The organism is Pedobacter sp. MC2016-15, from assembly GCF_026239695.1.
Classification (GTDB): domain Bacteria; phylum Bacteroidota; class Bacteroidia; order Sphingobacteriales; family Sphingobacteriaceae; genus Pedobacter.
The window spans coordinates 131339-150311 of record NZ_JAPIVS010000008.1; the positions used below are offsets into that span (position 1 = coordinate 131339).

The following is an 18973-nucleotide window of genomic DNA, read 5'->3' on the forward strand; positions in this document are numbered from 1 at the left end:
ACTAATCCAAAATGGAAATCGCAAGTTTGACGTTATCTTCGAAAAATTGCCGCTCGGTTCTAAATTTTGCATATACCCGCATTCCGGAAATGGTCACGCAGAAGAAATGGGCTAGCGCTGCAGGGTCTTTTGAAGAATGGATTTCTCCGCTCTCCCGCGCTTTTGTAAACGCGCTGACTAAAGCCTCTTCAATACGGAGATTATCATTACTCACCAGATCACATACAATCTGATCATATCCCGCTACCTCAACTTCAGAATTGATCTTGAAACAGCCCTTTGGATGGTTTTCAAGGAATACGTCAGAAATTACATTATTGAGCAGGGTTTCCAAAGCAGCTCTTAGGGATGGGGCGGTGTTGAGAACACCTTCGATTTTTGCAGTGTTTTCTGTTTGATAAAGATCAAGCGCTTTCACAAACAAGGCATGTTTATCCTTGAAGGCATGATAGATGCTCGAACGGCCAATTCCAAGCCCGTCAATTAAATCGTGCAATGAGGTACCATTGTAACCTTTCTCCCAAAAGATATTGACAGCTTTCCTCAGTATTTCTTCCTCATCGAAATCTTTTGTTCTCATAATTAACAATAACTTCGTCTATTGAGACAAAGTTATTGAATTTTTTCTGTAGTCAAGGTTAAAATGCGCTGAACTATCTCTAACGCAGGCCTCCGCTTGCTGAAATCAGCTCACCAGTCAGCCAGCGTGATTCTTCCGATGCCAGGAAAGAAGCTACCAATGCCACGTCTTCCGGTTCGCCCACGCGTAACAAAGGAGTCATTCCAACATACTGTTTTTCAGTTTCGCTGCCGATAAAACCTCCTTTACGTGCGCCTTCTGTATTCACCATACCCGGATTGATAGAATTTACACGGATTTTCTTCGGGCCTAATTCTTTTGAAAGAACCCTGGTAATGGAGTCAACCGCACTTTTGCTGGCGGTATAGAGTGCACTTCCGGCCGGTTGGGCAGAAGATACTCCAGAACCGATGTTGATGATACTGCCGCCATCTTCACTAAAATAACTTACGGCAGTTTGAGAAGCCATCAGTAAGCCAAATACGTTTAAGTTCATAGTACGCTGAAATGCTTCTTCGGTGACCGATTCCAACGGACCCCATTCATAGATCCCTGCATTATTGACCAGGATATCTACCTTTCCATATTCCCTGATCGTCTCAGCTAACAAGTTTTTGACATCATCGGCCTTTGCGATATCAGCCTGCACTGCTATAGCCCGTCCCCCTTTTTCATGAATAGAACTGATGACACGTTCTGCATCAGATTTCGAATAGGCATAGTTAATAACAACTGCTGCGCCGTCTTCGGCAAGTTTTTTTGCGATTGCAGCCCCGATTCCTTTGGATGCACCTGTAACTACTGCTACTTTATTTTCTAGTTTTTTCATATATTGTACCAATTGGTACACAAACATAATGATGTAATTGTATCGATTGGTACAATAAGGTTTATTTGAATTATTGATGACAATTTACTAGTAATATTCAGGTGCTGACCGAGAAATGCATAGTTTTTGAGCATGATTGATATGCAAATTAAAAATCATCTATTACTGCCCATTTATCAATTGATCATCCTGATTGCTCTGGGTGTTGCAGGGTGTACCGGAAAATCGGAATCAGAAGATGAGGTATCTCAGCCTGCTGCCTTTAAAGATTCCCCATCTACCCGGGAGAAAAAAGTTGTTGCAAGTGCGCAGCTACCGGCAACTGTGGCGCAAATACAAAAAGCCTATGCAGGCATCATTAAAAAATTCCAGAACGGAGGTCTGGACTCTGCTGTATTTAAATACTCATGTGACGGAGAAAAGGGCGGAACAATCAGCTACTTTACTGAAAACAAACAGCTCCGGATGATCGTGCACAACTATCATGAATATGATCATTACTCGGCAACAGACCGCTATTTCATACAGGACAGCTCATTGTTCTTTGCCCATACAAAAAGTATAAGCTGGTCTTTTGAGAGTGGTCCCGAAGGTTCAACAAAAGATAATATCACTGAAAAAAGAACATATATGCTGAAGGGGCGGCCCCTTAAGTGCCTCGAAAAGAAGTATGTAATCCGCTCAAAGGCAACCGACAATCCCCGACCAGAAACGCTGCCTAACCGGGAAGTTGATTGTCCCCCGGCAGCCACAGTATTCAAGCCATATCAGTTACTGATCAAATTTCTGAAGAAACCCACAACTGGATGTCTTACAAAATAAGAATTAGATCAGCCACAAGGGTGCTGCCAGGAAAAGATGCGTCGTATGTTTTAAATCACAAAAGGACAATGCGGTGAAACATTGTCCTTCTGAAAGCGTAGAGAGAATAAGTGCTACGGGTGCAATTTCTTATCCTGCAGATACTGGATTAATTCCTTCGGGCGATCCGTTTGAATCATATTGGCCCTCTGTTTAACCAGCCATCCCCAGGTTTCATCTTTCATACCTTGTTCAACAGCTCGGTCATCATCATGGTTACCACTTTGCTCTGGCCATAAGCTGTTGATCCATAATCCGTAAGATTCCCTGTAGCTGCTCAGGTTTTTCAATACCGGCAACGAGTCGTCGTCGAAGTTCGCCTGGATAATGGTTCTTTTGTGCTTTTTATAACTTTCAATAATCTGTGCGGCATCAGGTCTTTTCATATTCACCACTACCATAATAGTGATATCTTCTGCGATTGGCCCTTGTTCCTTTTCGATGTCTGAGAGGGGCGTACTTCCGGCAACATTTACGATCACCTCAGCAACTGTTCCTGTGGCACGTAGTGCCTTGATCACCTCCGGAAAATAATCGTAACCTTTATCTACATCAATGATGATCTTCTTTTTTGACTCCGCGAGAATCTCGTCAAAGGTAGGTATACGGTGTGCCGATTTATGTCCTGTACCAGATCTGAGATACAAAGATCTAATTTCTGCAAGCGTAAGATCTGATACGTTCCCTTTACCTGTTGTGGTGCGGTCTACCGTCACATCATGCATAATCACTAAGTGACCATCTTTGGTTTTCTTTAAATCCAACTCCATGATATCTACACCCATAGATACACAGTTTTTAAGTGCCTGGATAGAGTTTTCAGACGTGTTGCGCCAGTCGCCACGATGGGCAGTGACCAGCACAGTATTACTTTTTGGGTTAAAAACTTCGTTCAGTTTTTCCGTGGGACTGGATTGGGCAAAGCCGGACAGGCAAATAACCGACAACGAAAGCTGTACGAGCAATGAATTAATTTTGATCATAAAGTATAGTATTTACATTTGCCAAAGTTAATGGTAGCATGTTAAGTAACTGTTATGGATACTTTGCGAACCAGCTCTCTTTACTTTTTACCATATGTTAAGAGAGGTACGGATGATTAGTCTTAACTTCCATCCATGAAAGAAATCATCGATTATATTTTACAGTTCGGCGATTTGAACCAGCACCAGATTGACCTCATTCTCAGCAAGGCAAAGTACCTTGAGCTTAAAAAAGACGAGTACTTCTCTGAAGCCGGAAAAATTCCCAATCGGGTAGGATTTGTCCTGGAGGGAATCGTACGTTTCTGCTATTACAACAATAAAGGAGATGAAATCACCAACTACTTTATTGATGAAAACAGTTTTGCTACAGATTATGCAAAGTTTGAACTGAATGCTATTGCTACTGAATATGTGCAGGCGGTTACCGACTGCAAAATGCTGGTGTTCTCAAAAAAAGACTGGGACGATATCGGTAATACTATCCTCGACTGGGATAGGATTGAAAACAAAATTGTCAAAAAATGTCTGATGGAGACCATAGACAGAAGAAGCCCCCTGGTATCTGAAGATGCCACTACCCGCTACCTGTCCTTCATGGAAAAATTTCCAAATGTACTCAACCGCGTACCGCTTTCTCAAGTCGCCTCATATCTCGGTATCACCCAGCCCTCACTCAGCAGAATCCGAAAAAATATCCGCTAACTTGCTTTTTACCAAATGGTAAATGGTTTTCATGTTCAGACATCCATCTTTGTATTATTAATTCAAAGACAAATAAAGATCATGAAAAAAGTTGTTTTAATTACAGGAACAAACAGTGGATTCGGATGGCTTACCGCTCATAGTGTTGCAGCTTTGGGGCATAAGGTTTACGCTACCATAAGAGACACTAATGGAAAAAATGCGGAGAGGGCAAAAGCTTTGGCAGCAGTAGAAAATGTAACAGTTCTGGACGTGTCGCTCACTGACGAAGCAAGTCTGCAGAATGCTATAGATACAATTATTGCTGCAGAAGGTACGATAGATGTGCTGGTAAATAACGCAGGCGTTAGCATGTTCGGTGTGGCTGAGGCATCCACGGCGGCTGACCTGCAGCGAATGTTTGATGTTAATGTAATCGCCCCATGGAGATTGATGAAAATGGCATTGCCCTACATGCGTAAACAATCCGAAGGACTGATCATTAATGTTTCAAGTGGCTTTGGAACATTCAGCTTTCCTTTCTCAGCTATTTATGGTGCTTCAAAGTTCGCGCTTGAAGGATTAGTAGAGGGGCTGCATTATGAAGTAAGACCGCTGGGAATTGATGCAGTCATCCTTCAGCCCGGAGCTTTTCCTACTGAGATGGCGCAAAAGAACCTGGCCGGATCTGATACTTCTGTTGATGAGGGATACAAAATTCTGGAAGAATATCCGCAGCAGATGTTTGCTGCTATTGCCCAGATGTTCGAAAAAAATCAACCTGATCCGCAGCTTGTAGCTGATGCTGTGGTTGATTTGATCAATCTGCCGAAAGGGGAGAGACCATTGAGAACTGTAGCAGACCCTTCCACAGGAGATATTGTGAGAGCAGCCAATGATGCGGTGAAAGTTGAATTTGCAAACGTAATGACGGCCTTTGGCCTCAAAGGGCTTCTGTACTAGATATTTATCGGTAATACCGGACATCTCATAGACATTTGTCTACATTCTTTTCAGACATAGGTCATCTTTTTCTTTTGTAGGGTTGTGCACATTTGTTTTTCTACTCAAACAATCACACAAAATGACTGATCCAAGATTTCCGGTATTGACCCAAAAACAAATCAGTACGCTTAAAGAATTTGGTACTGTAATCACTTATGAAGATGAAGCTGTAGTCTTTGAAGCCGGAGATAGCTCATACGACTTATATGTTGTTCTCGACGGGGAAATCTGTGTTAAAGACCCGCTCAATGAGGATAACCTGGGAGTCCACGGTATCAATGAATTTACTGGTGATAACAGCATGTTATCAGACAGAAGCATACCCTTTAGTGCCTATGCTGCCAAAGGGACTACAGTTCTTCAGATTAAAGCTGATATTCTCAAAGATATCATTTCAAAACACAGTGGTATCAGTGATGTCCTGCTGAGTGCATTTCTTCACCGGCAGGACTTCATGCTGAAAGAACTCAGCGGCGGTATCAAAGTGATAGGCTCTGAAAAATCCAGGGAGACATATGAACTGCGCGACTTCATGGAGAAGAACCATATCTGGCATTCGTTTCTAAATACTGATGCTTCCACTGAAGCGCAGGACTTACTGAAAGGCTTTAACTTATCAAATGATGATCTGCCTATACTTTTAGACATGTCCGGGCAGATCTTCAAAAAACCATCCATCGCGGAACTTGCCAAATTAACCGGGGTGCTCATCGAATTTCAGGAAGAGATTTATGATGTGCTGGTAGTTGGCGCCGGACCATCCGGACTTGCAGCAAGTGTGTATGCCGCTTCAGAAGGACTTACTGTAGTAACTATTGATGGCAACGCCCCGGGAGGGCAGGCAGGAAAAAGCTCCAAGATAGAAAACTACCTCGGCTTTCCTACGGGAATTTCCGGGAACGACCTGGCCAACAAAGCCTATATGCAGGCGCAGAAGTTTGGCTGCAATATTTCTATTCCGCGTAAAGCGGAAAAACTGGAATACAATGGGGAGTACTTCACCTTGTGTGCCTCGAATGATAAGAACATCAAAGCGAGATCCATCATTGCTGCAACTGGTGCCGACTACAGGCGTATTCCTATCGACAATGTCGCGAAGTTTGAAGGCAGCGGTGTCTTCTATTCCGCCACAGGAATGAATGCTTCCGCTTGTAAGAATGAGCTGGTCGGCGTAGTAGGAGGTGGAAACTCCGCCGGGCAAGCGGCATTGTTTCTGGCAGATCATGCTGCTGAAGTTCACGTCGTTATCCGTGGGGATGATTTGGGATCAAAAATGAGCGATTATCTGGTTCAGCGCATAAATACGACCCCAAATATCATTGTACATAAAAACAGCAATGTGATACAGCTCAGTGGTGAGCATTACCTGCAATCTTTGGTACTTGATACCGATGGTGAACTACGAACCATTGGTATAACCAATTTATTCACTTTTATCGGTGCCAGGCCTTGTACAGAGTGGTTAAATGGCATCGTATCTATGGATGATAAAGGCTTTATTCATACAGGAATTGATATACCCGAAACAGACCAGGCAGAATTCTCCAGATTCAACCAACGTAAACCACAAGCCCTGGAGGCCAGTATCCCCGGGTTTTTCGCTGTCGGCGATGTCAGGAAAGGTTCTGTAAAGAGAGTTGCCTCTGCAGTGGGCGAAGGCTCAATGGCCATCAGCCAGGTGCATCAGTATTTGGCAGAATTAAAGATTCTTTCTTAGGTAAATGGCAGTGTGTTTTGGATAGATGCGGAGATCAGACCCGGGGGCGCGCCACACCCCCGGGAGCTCCGGCTTTATACCTCGTAAAACTTTTCAGGTGTCAGCGGCAGATCGCGTAACCGTTTACCCGTAGCATTAAATACGGCGTTTGCAATCGCGGCTGATACCCCTGTAATCCCGATCTCCCCGATACCGCGGGCACCAATAGGGGAGATATGCGGATCATTCTTGCCAATAAAATGAACATCTATAGGAGGCACATCCAGATGCACCGGAACGTGGTAATCTGCCAGTGTGCGCGTCACCGGGTTGCCCCAGCGTTGATCATAGTCCGTCGCCTCCATCAGGGCGGCGCCGATACCCATGATTACTCCGCCAATCACCTGCGAGCGTGCAGTTTTCTCATTCATGATCCTCCCCACATCCTGTACACTGGTAAAGCGTTTCACGCGGATAGTACCAAAATCTTCATCCACCCATACTTCGGCAAATTGAGCTCCAAATGAATGAAAAGCATACTGCTTGATATCGCTGTTCTGCTCTGCCGGAGTTTCTCGTGGCGTACACAGTGCAGAGGGAACCGTAAGTCCCGCGCCGGAAACAGGCAATGTCGTGGCACAAGCTTCCAGCTCAGTTCGCTTTGAACGGCTTAATATGTTTAGATAACTATCATTTTTTTTATCATCGCTTTTCACAAACAGCTTCCCTTTAGCGAAGTCTATCTCTTCAAGACGCTGCCCGCTCAGCCGCGAATCCGGATCGGCAATTGCCAGTGCTGCTAAATCACGGCGCAGCAACACACATGCTTCCACCGCTGCGGGATGTATGCTCGCAGTCGTCTGTGAACCTCCCGCCAATGGCGCTGCCGGAAGACTGGAATCTCCGATCCTCACCTCGATGGTATCCACCGGAATACCCAATGCGTCTGCCACTGTCTGTGCCAGTACCGTGTAAGTTCCCGTACCGATGTCTATAGAGGCCGTTGACACTGTCACCTTGCCTTTCGCATCCATTACCACCTTCACTGATGCCGCAGAACGTCCGCCGGGGTAAGTCGCTGTTGCCATACCATAGCCAACCAGATATCTGCCCTGCCGTTTCTGCCGGGGTTCAATACTGCGGGCCGACCAGCCGAAACGCTCTGCACCAATACGGTAGCAGTCGAGCAGGTACTCGCTGGAAAAATCATGCCCTTGCATAGGGTCTTTCGTTGTATGGTTCCGGATGCGGAATTCAATAGGATCGATCTTCATCTTGAAGGCCATCTCATCCATTGCAGACTCCAGGGCGAAGGTCCCTGGCGATTCTCCCGGGGCACGCATAAAAGTAGGCGTACTGCGGTTCAGCTGTGCCACATTGTAAGTTACTTCCCGAAGCGGAGCCTTATAGAGAACAAGCGATTGTTTGCCGCTGGGCTCAAAGAATTGGGTAAGGTTGTTATAGGTATCCGTATGATGACGCATCACGCTAAGCTTTCCGTTAGTATCTGTTGCCAGTGCTACACGCTGTACAGTTGCCGCACGGTGTCCTACATTGGTTTGCATCATCTGCCGCGTGAGCGCCAGTTTCGCTGGCCGCCCGACTGCCTTTGCAGCCATCGCCACAATCAGCGTATGCAGCCAAAGCCCCTTGGAACCAAAACCACCGCCCACAAAAGGAGCTACCACCCGTACATTTTCTGGTTTCAGGTCCAGGAAATATGCTGCAATGGCCCCCGTCAATCCTACACCCTGAGTAGCGTCGTACAGCGTCAGCCTATCCTTACCATCCCAAACTGCCACCGTAGCATGTGGTTCCATGGGGTGATGATGTTCCACAGGCGTGCTGTACTTATGGTCAACCTTTTGTGCCGATGCAGCCAGCAGGGGAGCAGCTTTACCTTCATTCACCTGCGCCTCTTCGCCCATAAACATCTTCGGCCTTTTGCTGTTCGGTATTTCTGCCTTCAGGTCCACCGCCGCTTTTTCCTTTGTATAACGCACTTTTACTTTATACGCCGCAGTACGTGCCTGCTCATAGGTTTCGGCCACAACCATGGCAATAAACTGCCCGGGGTAGTGTACCACATTGCTCTGTAGCGGCGGGAGATTTTCACCGAGAAATGCTGCACCTGCTTTCATTTGTGCCTGCATATCCATGGGTTTCAGTTTTTGCGCGTTCAGGTGACTGATCACGGCGAGTACACCAGGTTCTTTTTTCGCCACCGTATCATCGATAGCAGCAATTTTTCCTTTCGCAATTGTTGCCCTAACAGGGAAAACGTAGGCCATGTTCGGCTGGTTAAATTCTGCAGAATAGAGTGCCTTTCCACTCACCTTCATGCTGCCATCTATGCGGCTTATTGGTTTACCGGTTTCGCTCATGATCTTAGTTTTTGCTGGTTGATTCTGCTTCCATCGTTCCATAGGCGCCACCTTGCATGGCCCCTTCAAGCGCGCGCGTGATCGCATTCAGGGCGAGGCCCACCTTATATTTGTTATGTTGCAGGGGTTTTGCATTTTTCATTTCCGCCGCTGCTGCTGCTTTAAAGTTTGCCGTTGTAGCTTCCTTGCCGGTCAGCCATTTCTCGGCTACAGTTGCCCGCCAGGGTTTATGTGCCACGCCACCAAGGGCAATCCTGACTTCGCTGATTCTGCCGCCTTCCGTTACCAAAGCTGCGGCCACAGAAACCAGGGCGAAAGCATATGAAGAACGTTCACGGATCTTCAGGTAGTAGGACTTTTCTGCCAGCTGATTTGCGGGCAGGTCTATAGCCGTAATCAATTCTCCCTGTTTCAGGTTATTATCCTTCTCGGGATGATCTGCCGGCAGCCGGTGGAATTCTGCAAATGGAATGCTTCTGCTGCTGTTGTTCGGACCCTCCACCTGCACTACCGCGTCCAGTGCCGCCAGCGCTACTGCCATGTCTGAAGGATAGGTAGCTACGCATTTCTCTGACCATCCCAGGATAGCGTGGTTTTTATTGACCCCATTCAAAGCTGCGCAGCCAGAACCCGGCTCACGTTTATTGCAGGCCATATTGACATCATAAAAATAACTGCAGCGTGTACGCTGGTTCAGGTTGCCTCCATTTGTGGCCATATTCCGTATCTGTGCGCTGGCACCTGCCAGAATAGCCATTGAGAGTAGCGGATAATTTTTACGGATCAGCTCATGGTTGGCGGTAGTAGAATTGGTAGCCGTGGCACCGATGGATACACCATCATTTTTTTTCTCGATCTTTGTATAGCTCAGACGTGTCACATCCATCAGCTCTGTGGGATGCATCACATCTTCTTTCATCAGGTCAACCAGATTTGTTCCTCCACCGAGGAACTTCGCTGCAGGATTGGCAGATACCGTCCTGATTGCCGAGGCAGAATCCGGCGCATTGGTATATTTAAATGCTCTCATAACGAACGTTTTACTGAAATTTAATTGGTTCCTTCGGCAAACTGCCATAGCTGTGCAACAGCCTTATCGCCATGCACTTCGCGGATGGCATCCACAATGTTAGGATAAGCTCCGCAACGGCAGATATTGCCCGACATCCGTTCGCGGATCTCCTCGTCGGAGAGTTTCACCGCCGCCTTTTTTTCGCGCACATTGGCCGTGACGTAGCTCGCCTCGCCATTTTTTGCTTCCTCCATCAGGGCAACGGCTGAGCAAATTTGTCCGGGGGTACAGTATCCGCACTGAAAGCCGTCGTGTTTAATGAAAGAGCTTTGCATAGGGTGGAGCTCATTGCCTGTCGCCAGTCCTTCGATCGTGGTTACCTTTTTATCCTCACAGGTTGCTGCAAGCGTCAGGCATGACAATACACGTTTGTCGTCTACAATCACCGTACAGGCGCCACATTGCCCATGGTCGCAGCCTTTCTTCGAACCCGTGAGTTCCAGACGCTCCCGCAGCATATCCAGCAGGGTCATCCTTGAATCTACCATGAGTTTCTTTGTCGCTCCGTTTACTTTAAAACTGAGGTTAATGCCGTTTTCGATCGGCAGGGGGGGCGGTGTAGAAAGCTCTGCGCTGCGGGCCATCAGCTGCTCTATGCCCAGCATATGTGAAGCGAGCAGGGCTGTGCCCGTTACCGCGAAGAGTTTTAGAAAGTGCCGGCGTTTGATGCCGGAACTGATGATCTCATTGATCTCATCCGGCATGAGTTCTTCCAATGCTTTACGTTCCGCATCCGAAAGATCGGGGAATTTCGCGTTTTCTTGCATAATATGTCTTTGAAGGTATTCCTAAGTTACGACTTAAGTACTCAAAAATCATAGTATGTAAGTGTCTCATTTAGGACGATTTAGTAATTTAGAATGATGCCAGATTACTGATCTTCAGCGGCAGTTCAACTATGAAAGTAGTGCCGGTACCCAGGCTGCTCTCCAGGCTAATCACACCCTTGTGTAATTCAATGATTTCCCGGCATAGATAAAGGCCAATTCCAAAGCCTGCAATAGATCCGGCCTGGCTGCTCTCCACTCTGTAAAAGCGTTCAAATATTTGTTGCTGGTCATCCTCGGCGATACCCATGCCCTGGTCTTTCACAAAAATAGCTACATCTTTTCCTCCGGGAGCAGAATAATTGATCACAATCTCCGTACCCATCGGTGAATACTTCATGGCATTGCCTACGAGATTTTGAATCACCTGTGAGATCTTTTCCCGGTCGGCATGAATAGACAGAGGCTCTGGCGATTCAAAGATAATCCGGTGTGTATGGATGGTTGCCGTCATTTCCTCCTCCAGTTCATGGAATAAGACCTGCAGGTCAAAATCAGATTTCTGTAAAGACATCCTGCCAGAATCAAGCCGCGAGATGTTTAAAAATCCATTGATCAGCGCATTCATGCGAAGCACCTGCTTGATAGATTTTTCAATCGTACTTTGTTGCTGCGTATTCTCAGCGGCAATAGCCTTACGCTCCAGCAGTTGCAGGTAGGCAGTCAGGGAGGTCAGTGGTGTTTTAAGCTCATGGCTCACCATAGCGATAAAGTCATCCTTCCTTTGTTCATCTTTTTTCTGCTCCGTAATGTCTCTCAGCGTACCGTTCAGACTGGTGATCTTCCGGGTAGAATCATAAAAAACCTTGCCACGTGCCTGTACCAGCCTGGTACTGTGTTGTCCCGGACCTTGTATGCGATACTCAATGGAGTAGTTCCCATCCGATTGGCTGTCAAGTGATTGTACTATAGCTGCAGCTACCCGCTCCCGGTCTTCATCAATGATCGCCGCGAGAGCGATAGAGAGGTCTACATTTTCTTCATGACTCAGGCCAAACCATTCTTTCAATAAGTTATTGCCGGAAAAAAGACCCGTCTCGGGCTCATAGTAGAATGTTGCAAGTCCGCCGGCATCGATAGCCATCGACAGCATATGCTGATTTTTCTCGTTCCTGCGGCGTTCCAATACCTGTTCCGTAATCTCCTCCAGGATCACCAGTACGCCGGTAACCTCATTATGTGATGAGAAAACAGGTTGATAAATAGAGTTAACAATCGCTTCGCGTAGTTGGCCATTGTCATTCAGTTTTACGAGAAACTCATTGTTGACCTTCGGCAGACCAGTTTCAAAAACATCCGTCAGCCATTTGTTTACTGGTTGTCCCGCCATTTCCGGTCGGGCGGATTCATGCGACAAGCCTTCTACATCTACCTTATTCCTGCCCCAGATCTTCAGAATTGCCGGATTGGCGATTTCAATAATATGTTTCGGGCCCTGCAACATGGCAATGCCAACGGGTGCCTGCTCAATGATTGTCCGTACATGCTCCCGGCTTTCTGCCAGCAGATCCAGGGAAGCACTCAGTTCTTCATTGGTTGCCCTCAGCTCTTCGAGAGTAGAAGCCATGGCCTCGATATGTGCCTGTTCCCTTAAATCTTTTTGCTGTATGCTTAATAAATATTTATTTCTTGGCGTCACATCCTGTGCAGTATTTAAAATACACCATGTCTTGCCATGCTGGTCCAGTAATGCTTTGTATTCGTAATCATAATAGTTCGTGCTGCGTACCCCACTTCTAATCAGCTCCGCCGGGGCGTCGCTCACCGAGTAGGTCTTTCCTGAATGCCATACCTGCCGCAAAATAGATAGAAAGGATTGTCCTTCAAGTTCAGGAACGGCCTCCAGCAAGGGTTTACCAATCACCGAGATATCCTTACCCCAGAGGGCTAACATGCCATCATTGGCAAAACGGATGATCATATCTTCATCAGTATATAAAGCTGTTGGCGCTGGCGAGGATTGTAGGGCCTGGATGACGAGATCCTCGTTAAAAAGTGTCTGCTGGGATTTTGGGTCCGTATTCATATGATTGATCAAATATATGTATTCGAATGACACAAAGAATAACAAATAATCGTTTAAGCAGTGAGATACTTAAAAACAATTAAACAAAGACAAAAATATGATCAAATCCTTTTTAATGCTTGGCCAGTCTAACATGGCCGGACGTGGATATCTGGAGGATGTCGCTGAAATTTATGATGAAGAGATCAAAGTCCTGATCAACGCCCGCTGGCAGACAATGACTGAACCTATCAATCCAGACCGCCCCACTTCGGGTATCGGACTTGCAGCAACATTCGCGGGCGCCTGGAGGTTAGCCAATGAAGATAGCCAGATTGGCCTGATTCCATGTGCCGAAGGAGGCTCCAGTTTGGATGATTGGGCTGTCGGTGGTGCTCTTTTTGAAAATGCCGTAACGCAGGCCAGGTTTGCCCAGCGAATCAGTACCCTTACCGGAATACTATGGCATCAGGGAGAAAATGACAGTTTTGGAGGATTGTCCAACGTCTATCGCGAGAAATTGAGCCATATAATAGAGACCCTTCACACTGAACTGAACGTACCGGATATTCCTCTTATAGCCGGTGGGCTTAGAGATTTTTTAAGCAGTGGCAGATACGGACAGTATTTCACAGAGTTCCAGCAGGTCAACCAGGCGCTGGAGAAGTATGCAGACGAAAATCAAAATGTTTATTTTGTGAGCTCCGCCGGACTTACCGCCAATCAGGATGGCCTTCATTTTGATGCTGTCTCGCAACGCAAGTTCGGTGTGCGGTATTTCGAAGCATTTTCTAAAAAGAAAAATATTCTGGAACCTCTTGAACACGAAAATGATTTGGTAAAGCAAATAGAGGACAGGCCGCTGACGAAAAAGGAGAGAATTGCCCTGCTCGAGATCAGTTTCGCCGACGGAAGCATTACATTGAAGGACTTTGAAAAATATTTAAATTCGCTTAATAATGAGTAAAAACTGAGAATCATGAACAAAACTATATTTATTACCGGCGCCTCTACAGGCATGGGTAAAGCAACAGCTAAATTTTTTCAGAAAAAAGGCTGGAATGTAATTGCCACCATGAGAAATCCAGATAAGGAAACAGAGCTGACGAAGCTCGAAAATGTCACCCTTCTGCCGCTGGATGTGACTGACCTGAAGCAAATTGAATCTGCCGTGGCTAAGGCGATTGAATTGCATCCTGTTGATGTTGTCTTTAACAATGCAGGATATGGGCTGATGGGTGCCCTCGAATCCTTAAGTGATGAGCAAATACTGAAAGAACTCAATACCAACCTGCTGGGAGTGATCAGGGTTACCCATGCTTTCATTCCGCATTTCCGCGAAAGAAAAAGCGGTGTTTTTATCAGTACGACCTCTATGGGCGGACTGCTTGCCTTTCCTTTGCATTCCATTTATCATGCCGCCAAGTTTGGTGTCCAGGGCTGGTCGGAGGGCATGTCATATGAACTTGGCCTGCACAACATCAGGATCAAGACTGTTGCACCCGGAGCCGTTCAAACAGATTTTTTGGGCCGCTCACTGGAGAAAAGCTTGCACCCTGAATATAAAGAACTGGAAGATAAACTGTTTGCGATGACTGAAGGTATGATGTCGCAGGGGGTACCTCCAGAAAAGATTGCCGAGGTGGTTTACGAAGCTGCCACGGATGATAAGGATCAGATCACGTATATTGCTACGGATGATGCAAAAGCTGCCTATGCCAGGCGACTGGAAATCGGAGCTGAAGCTTCAAGGCAAGAAATCAGAAAACAGATCCTGGGTAGCTAACCCGGGATTTGTAACGCTACCTCTTCCTGTATCATCCTACCAGTCTTGTTTCGCAAGAAAGTAAAGCAGGAGAATGGTAAATAAAATGATAAACCCTGCCAGAAAAGATCTTGGCCTCTCTTTTACCGGTTTACAAAGAGTTATAAATCTACTCCTGAGGTTTGTGTTTTTTATCTTTTCTTTTGAAGAATCTCCTTCAACAGGAAGCTGATAAATCAGTACTTCCTCACCTGAGCAGTCCGGCTCATGTTCCGGTTTTTTGTTGATACCATTTGCATGATCAATCACTTCGGCTTTATCCTTGTCAAACTTATTATTATCCATAGACAGCTACTAAATAAACGGGATTTCGGAATGTAAAAGGAATCTTCGGAACTGCAAGAGTGTGATGTTAGCCTCAGATATCCTCTGATAAATAACGACTTAGCTAGTCTTATGTTTGGTTTAGAACATTTAGGAGTGTGAATAGCTTTTTTTTTGCATTTACTGAATACAGTGTCTAACGGTTGAACATACCTTCTTATTCAACAGTAATGAACTTTTCCCCGGTAACCACATTGTCGCCAGCCCAGCCCTGAACAACAATTTTAAACCGACCTTTCAGATCATTGGTATAAAAGGTGAGCTGCGCAGTTCCGGAGGAGTTGATTTCAAGATTATTTACCCATAACAGCGTAGATGATAATTCCGGAATGGAAGTGCTGTCTGTAGCGAAATTCTTTGGGATAAAATCCACTGGTTTATATATGCCGCTAATCATCTTTGAGTTTTCATAAACTTTCGGCTGGCAACCGGCATAAAACATAGTCCCATATGTTTCAGTTCCATCTGCATTCTGTGCCATATATATTTTATACTGGATCCCTTTTACAGGTAGTTTGTTTTCATAATCACCCCCATGCATCGGGCAATTGAGAAATCCATATTTGCAGACATAATCGCCGCATGCGTTTTCTGTTTTCCTCGTACCGTAGAAAGACATATCCCTTCTGCTCACAATTTTCACTTCCTTCAGCTGATTGGTGCGTGCCGGAGCTGAAATTACCAGATCCACATCCTCAGGAGTTAAATTATTCCACTGTTCCTGGTCGTCAGTGCTGGCAGCAAGAGCTGTATTGATCTTCTCATAAGGATCATCGATGTTGATTTCATAGTCCTGCGGAAATTTTCCACTCACCATTAAACGAAGATCTTTACGTGATACCTGCAGTAAATCTTCCGTGGATAACACGAAATGTCCGGCAGAATCCGTCGGTATCGCGGTTACCATGCTGTCCTTCATCATGATTAAGGTAACTGGTTTTTTTAATCTCTTGCCTGAACGGGTTACCCTTCCGGAAATATCCAATATCCTAGTGCTGGGAATGCTTTCCGGATCCTCATTCAGCAATGATATTATCAAACCCCTTTGCTTCCAGTCGCTCGCCAGTAACTGCTTTTCAAGGTTATCCTTATCATTCCGAAGGTGTTTTACACCGTTGTTATTCAGCGCATTTCCCCAAACACTAAAAGTTTCAATATCCTTTGCCAGTAAATGAGATACTCTGTTCGACTGCACGCATGAAACTGAAACTTTACCCTGTACAGGTGCTCCCAGCCAATCAGAAAGTTTCAAACTGAGTTTTACCTTCTGTCTTTTTTTGAAGATGCTGTCGGCAGAGCCGATAATTAGATTGTTCTGCTGTTGATAGTGAGCGAAGAAGAGTTTATTAGATGAGGGTCTCCTGGCACTGTCGAGCAGAACAATACCGGCGATTCCCCTTGGTAAATCTGTCAGGGCAATCTTCAGTTTCCTTTCCTGCTGGTTAACTACAATTGGAAGGTCGAAAAATACCTCCTCCTGATTGTGCACGATCACATGAAACTTAGCTAAGCGTTCGTTCTTTACAGCAACTTCAAGCGTATCCTCTGTGACTGCTTTTCTGATCGTGATGACCGGTTTACCTTCCGGAAGGCTTGTTTCATGATCAGGCTGCGCCGGATGTTGCGTGTTACTTCGCTCTATAACCTTTGCCGTACCAGATGCCGCTGCAAGAAGTGGATCAGAGCCCTTGATTAGTATTGTTTGTGCAAATAAAGCATAAGGTTCGCCATTCAACAAGGTGTTTGTATAAAGTATGAATCTATATCTGCCTGTGATCAAAGAATCCGGGAGGATCATATTTCCCGAAGCAATACCGCCGTTCATAGCAATCTTTTGTTTCAGTACAATACGACGCTGATCATCAATCAGAAGGGCCTGGATGAAATCAGTGCTGACCTTTTCCTGGTTATGATTGCTGAGATAAGCGGTACACCAAACCATCTCATTTGTAGAGTAGATGTTTTTATCAAAATGTGCGAACAGTATACCCGGGCTTTTTGGATAGGTTTTGGTGGTATCATTCACATTCGCATAGTCTGGTGCTGCGGCAGCCTGCGCAAGGAATTGAAATGGAAAGAGCAATAAAAGTAGCAGCTTCAGCTTATTGAGCATATATTCAGACTAAAATCGTTCCCGGGATTCCCTAAAATACTAAATTGAGAACAAATAGCAGATAAAATGCTGACTTTAAGCTAACAACCTAGCCGATTTTTCTGTCGACCACCAACTGCTGTAAATTCTGACAGACTGACTTTGATGTTTGCACAATCTTCGGGTCTTGCTTTATCACCTCTTCCAGGAAGTTACGGTTAGCATCACCCCATACATTCATGGCATCAATAATCGGCATCAACGACCAGCCCACTTCTGTTAAAGAATATTCAACCTTTGGCGGCAACTGAGGATAAATCTTCTTTTCGATGATCCCATGGTTCTCCAGTTCTTTAAGCTGTACGTTGAGCACCCGGCGGCTGGCATCGGGCATCAGTCTTAAGATTTCGCTGGGGCGCTTGATGTCCATAGACAAAGCATTCAGCAGCGCTGGCTTCCATTTGCCATTCAGCACTTCCCTCGTCAGGTGAAGTCCGCAATCTATCGTCAGGGGGATCTTTCTTTCGTACATAAGCTCTGTTCCTGATACAAAAATAGGCATTGTATACGAATTGGACATAGGGGATAAATTTATCCCCGGGCCATAAGTTTCCCCCATATTGTGCCCCTGCTGGCCATACCCGAGCTTTGTTAAAAAAAAATAATGAAAAACTCAGCACAACTCCTCCTGCAGGAATACCAGATAGATGATTTAAAATTGAAAAACAGGGTGGTGATGGCCTCACTTACCCGCGGCCGTGCCGACAACCCGGGGCTGGTACCTACACTGCTTATGGCCGAATACTATGCACAGCGTGCCTCAGCAGGTCTGATCTTAAGTGAAGGTACATGGGTCAATTCAAAATCCATCGGTTTTATCAACGTTCCGGGCATCTACACGCAGGAGCAGGTGGAGGGATGGAAACTGGTGACCACAGCCGTGCATAATAAGGGAGGTCTGATCTTCTCCCAGTTAGGGCATATCGGCTCGGCAACCCACCCGGATCTGCTCAATGGCGAACTGCCTGCCGGTCCTTCGGCAATTAACCCTCAGACGCAGTCCTTTACTCCTGAAGGCTTTAAAGATACATTAGTACCACGCGAGTTCAGCGTAGCTGAGATCAAACAAACGATTCAGGATTATCAGCAGGCAGCGAAAAATGCGAAGGATGCAGGTTTCGATGGGGTAGAGATCCACGCACAGGCAGGGATGCTGATCCCACAGTTTCTGAGTGCCGCAACAAACCAGCGCAGTGACGCATACGGGGGGAGCATTGAAAATCGTGCGCGTATTGTATTTGAGATCCTGGATGCGGTCATCGGGGTTTGGGGCAGCACTCGTGTAGCGATTAAGTTTACTCCGGTAGCACTCAGCCATGTGGGGATCATGAAGCCCGATGAGGAGACGATTCCAACTTTTAAGTATATCCTGAAGAAGCTCAGTGACTATAATCTGGCTTATCTGCATATTGTTGCCCCGGCAGAAGATTTAACCGGCACCGCGGTAGAGGTGATGCAGGACGATTACTTCAGCCATTTCCGTAACAACTATAGTGGCCGCCTGATGGCCAACTTCGGCTTTACGCAGCTGAGTGGCAATGCCATTCTGGAAGAAGGCAAGGCCGATCTGGTTTCTTTTGGTGCGCCATTTATTGCTAATCCTGATCTTGCAGAACGTTTTACATATGGTTTGCCCCTGGCAGAAAGCGATCAGAATACGTATTATGCCGGTGGCGAAAAGGGGTATACGGATTATCCGTATGCGAACTATAAAAGCGAATCTTTTTCCGAATATTAATCCCTTTT

General features: G+C 45.9%; 17 protein-coding genes. 7 read left to right on the forward strand and 10 right to left on the reverse strand.

Annotated elements, in window-relative coordinates:
- Position 1: 1 nt before the first annotated feature.
- Both OQY15_RS20465 and OQY15_RS20470 read right to left on the reverse strand, forming a co-directional pair.
- Entirely contained in the window at positions 2–580 is a 579-nt protein-coding gene (locus OQY15_RS20465) for a TetR/AcrR family transcriptional regulator (protein ID WP_265793851.1), read from the reverse strand.
- A gap of 79 nt (positions 581–659) precedes the next feature.
- Positions 660–1409 carry a glucose 1-dehydrogenase gene (locus tag OQY15_RS20470; RefSeq protein ID WP_265793852.1) on the reverse strand — a complete coding sequence of 250 codons (750 nt, stop codon included), beginning with the start codon at positions 1407–1409 and terminating at the stop codon, positions 660–662.
- Positions 1410–1550: 141 nt separating this feature from the next.
- On the opposite strand from OQY15_RS20470, the gene OQY15_RS20475 reads away from it, so the two are divergent.
- Positions 1551–2231 carry a hypothetical protein gene (locus OQY15_RS20475; protein WP_265793853.1) on the forward strand — a complete coding sequence of 227 codons (681 nt, stop codon included), beginning with the start codon at positions 1551–1553 and terminating at the stop codon, positions 2229–2231.
- A 113-nt stretch (positions 2232–2344) separates the two neighbouring features.
- Here the strand turns inward: OQY15_RS20475 and OQY15_RS20480 are convergent, their stop codons facing one another.
- A complete protein-coding gene (locus OQY15_RS20480; protein ID WP_265793854.1) occupies positions 2345–3253 on the reverse strand; it encodes a glycerophosphodiester phosphodiesterase family protein in 909 nt (302 codons plus the stop codon).
- A 135-nt stretch (positions 3254–3388) separates the two neighbouring features.
- Here OQY15_RS20480 and OQY15_RS20485 point away from each other — a divergent pair, with 135 nt between their 5' ends.
- The 3 genes from OQY15_RS20485 to OQY15_RS20495 all read left to right on the forward strand — a co-directional run bounded on the left by OQY15_RS20485 (position 3389) and on the right by OQY15_RS20495 (position 6659).
- Positions 3389–3958 (forward strand): Crp/Fnr family transcriptional regulator, encoded by a 570-nt coding sequence (locus tag OQY15_RS20485; RefSeq protein ID WP_265793855.1) that lies wholly within the window; start codon positions 3389–3391, stop codon positions 3956–3958.
- Between the two features lie 81 nt (positions 3959–4039).
- The gene (locus OQY15_RS20490) at positions 4040–4900 is read left to right on the forward strand and encodes an SDR family oxidoreductase (protein WP_265793857.1); all 861 of its coding nucleotides are present in this window, start codon (positions 4040–4042) and stop codon (positions 4898–4900) included.
- A gap of 121 nt (positions 4901–5021) precedes the next feature.
- Positions 5022–6659 (forward strand): FAD-dependent oxidoreductase, encoded by a 1638-nt coding sequence (locus OQY15_RS20495; protein WP_265793858.1) that lies wholly within the window; start codon positions 5022–5024, stop codon positions 6657–6659.
- 74 nt (positions 6660–6733) lie between these two features.
- On the opposite strand, the gene OQY15_RS20500 is transcribed toward OQY15_RS20495, so the two are convergent.
- The 4 genes from OQY15_RS20500 to OQY15_RS20515 form a co-directional block, all read right to left on the reverse strand.
- The gene (locus tag OQY15_RS20500; RefSeq protein WP_265793859.1) at positions 6734–9022 is read right to left on the reverse strand and encodes a xanthine dehydrogenase family protein molybdopterin-binding subunit; all 2289 of its coding nucleotides are present in this window, start codon (positions 9020–9022) and stop codon (positions 6734–6736) included.
- Between the two features lie 4 nt (positions 9023–9026).
- Complete coding sequence (locus OQY15_RS20505) at positions 9027–10052, reverse strand: xanthine dehydrogenase family protein subunit M (protein ID WP_265793860.1); 1026 nt, start codon at positions 10050–10052, stop codon at positions 9027–9029.
- 20 nt (positions 10053–10072) lie between these two features.
- Positions 10073–10861: a 2Fe-2S iron-sulfur cluster-binding protein gene (locus OQY15_RS20510; RefSeq protein ID WP_322973398.1), complete on the reverse strand. Its 789-nt coding sequence runs from the start codon at positions 10859–10861 to the stop codon at positions 10073–10075.
- Positions 10862–10949: 88 nt separating this feature from the next.
- The gene (locus OQY15_RS20515) at positions 10950–12947 is read right to left on the reverse strand and encodes an ATP-binding protein (protein ID WP_265793861.1); all 1998 of its coding nucleotides are present in this window, start codon (positions 12945–12947) and stop codon (positions 10950–10952) included.
- Positions 12948–13044: 97 nt separating this feature from the next.
- Here OQY15_RS20515 and OQY15_RS20520 point away from each other — a divergent pair, with 97 nt between their 5' ends.
- A complete protein-coding gene (locus OQY15_RS20520; protein ID WP_265793862.1) occupies positions 13045–13893 on the forward strand; it encodes a sialate O-acetylesterase in 849 nt (282 codons plus the stop codon).
- Between the two features lie 12 nt (positions 13894–13905).
- Positions 13906–14712, forward strand: coding sequence for an SDR family oxidoreductase (locus OQY15_RS20525; protein WP_265793863.1), 807 nt, complete (start codon positions 13906–13908; stop codon positions 14710–14712).
- Positions 14713–14748: 36 nt separating this feature from the next.
- Here the strand turns inward: OQY15_RS20525 and OQY15_RS20530 are convergent, their stop codons facing one another.
- The 3 genes from OQY15_RS20530 to OQY15_RS20540 form a co-directional block, all read right to left on the reverse strand.
- Positions 14749–15036, reverse strand: a complete 288-nt coding sequence (locus OQY15_RS20530) for a hypothetical protein (protein WP_265793864.1) — start codon at positions 15034–15036, stop codon at positions 14749–14751.
- A gap of 196 nt (positions 15037–15232) precedes the next feature.
- The gene (locus OQY15_RS20535; protein ID WP_265793865.1) at positions 15233–17188 is read right to left on the reverse strand and encodes a hypothetical protein; all 1956 of its coding nucleotides are present in this window, start codon (positions 17186–17188) and stop codon (positions 15233–15235) included.
- Between the two features lie 88 nt (positions 17189–17276).
- Complete coding sequence (locus OQY15_RS20540; protein WP_265793866.1) at positions 17277–17747, reverse strand: helix-turn-helix domain-containing protein; 471 nt, start codon at positions 17745–17747, stop codon at positions 17277–17279.
- An 84-nt stretch (positions 17748–17831) separates the two neighbouring features.
- On the opposite strand from OQY15_RS20540, the gene OQY15_RS20545 reads away from it, so the two are divergent.
- Positions 17832–18965, forward strand: coding sequence for an alkene reductase (locus tag OQY15_RS20545; protein ID WP_265793868.1), 1134 nt, complete (start codon positions 17832–17834; stop codon positions 18963–18965).
- The last annotated feature ends 8 nt before the right edge of the window (positions 18966–18973 follow it).

Coding starts and splice junctions, on each gene's coding strand:
- OQY15_RS20510 (WP_322973398.1), bottom strand. CDS start 10,861: ATGCAAGAAAACGCGAAATTCCCCGATCTTTCGGATGCGGAACGTAAA.
- OQY15_RS20475 (WP_265793853.1), top strand. CDS start 1,551: ATGCAAATTAAAAATCATCTATTACTGCCCATTTATCAATTGATCATC.
- OQY15_RS20545 (WP_265793868.1), top strand. CDS start 17,832: ATGAAAAACTCAGCACAACTCCTCCTGCAGGAATACCAGATAGATGAT.
- OQY15_RS20485 (WP_265793855.1), top strand. CDS start 3,389: ATGAAAGAAATCATCGATTATATTTTACAGTTCGGCGATTTGAACCAG.
- OQY15_RS20525 (WP_265793863.1), top strand. CDS start 13,906: ATGAACAAAACTATATTTATTACCGGCGCCTCTACAGGCATGGGTAAA.
- OQY15_RS20500 (WP_265793859.1), bottom strand. CDS start 9,022: ATGAGCGAAACCGGTAAACCAATAAGCCGCATAGATGGCAGCATGAAG.
- OQY15_RS20465 (WP_265793851.1), bottom strand. CDS start 580: ATGAGAACAAAAGATTTCGATGAGGAAGAAATACTGAGGAAAGCTGTC.
- OQY15_RS20540 (WP_265793866.1), bottom strand. CDS start 17,747: ATGTCCAATTCGTATACAATGCCTATTTTTGTATCAGGAACAGAGCTT.
- OQY15_RS20535 (WP_265793865.1), bottom strand. CDS start 17,188: ATGCTCAATAAGCTGAAGCTGCTACTTTTATTGCTCTTTCCATTTCAA.
- OQY15_RS20495 (WP_265793858.1), top strand. CDS start 5,022: ATGACTGATCCAAGATTTCCGGTATTGACCCAAAAACAAATCAGTACG.
- OQY15_RS20490 (WP_265793857.1), top strand. CDS start 4,040: ATGAAAAAAGTTGTTTTAATTACAGGAACAAACAGTGGATTCGGATGG.
- OQY15_RS20515 (WP_265793861.1), bottom strand. CDS start 12,947: ATGAATACGGACCCAAAATCCCAGCAGACACTTTTTAACGAGGATCTC.
- OQY15_RS20480 (WP_265793854.1), bottom strand. CDS start 3,253: ATGATCAAAATTAATTCATTGCTCGTACAGCTTTCGTTGTCGGTTATT.
- OQY15_RS20505 (WP_265793860.1), bottom strand. CDS start 10,052: ATGAGAGCATTTAAATATACCAATGCGCCGGATTCTGCCTCGGCAATC.
- OQY15_RS20470 (WP_265793852.1), bottom strand. CDS start 1,409: ATGAAAAAACTAGAAAATAAAGTAGCAGTAGTTACAGGTGCATCCAAA.
- OQY15_RS20530 (WP_265793864.1), bottom strand. CDS start 15,036: ATGGATAATAATAAGTTTGACAAGGATAAAGCCGAAGTGATTGATCAT.
- OQY15_RS20520 (WP_265793862.1), top strand. CDS start 13,045: ATGATCAAATCCTTTTTAATGCTTGGCCAGTCTAACATGGCCGGACGT.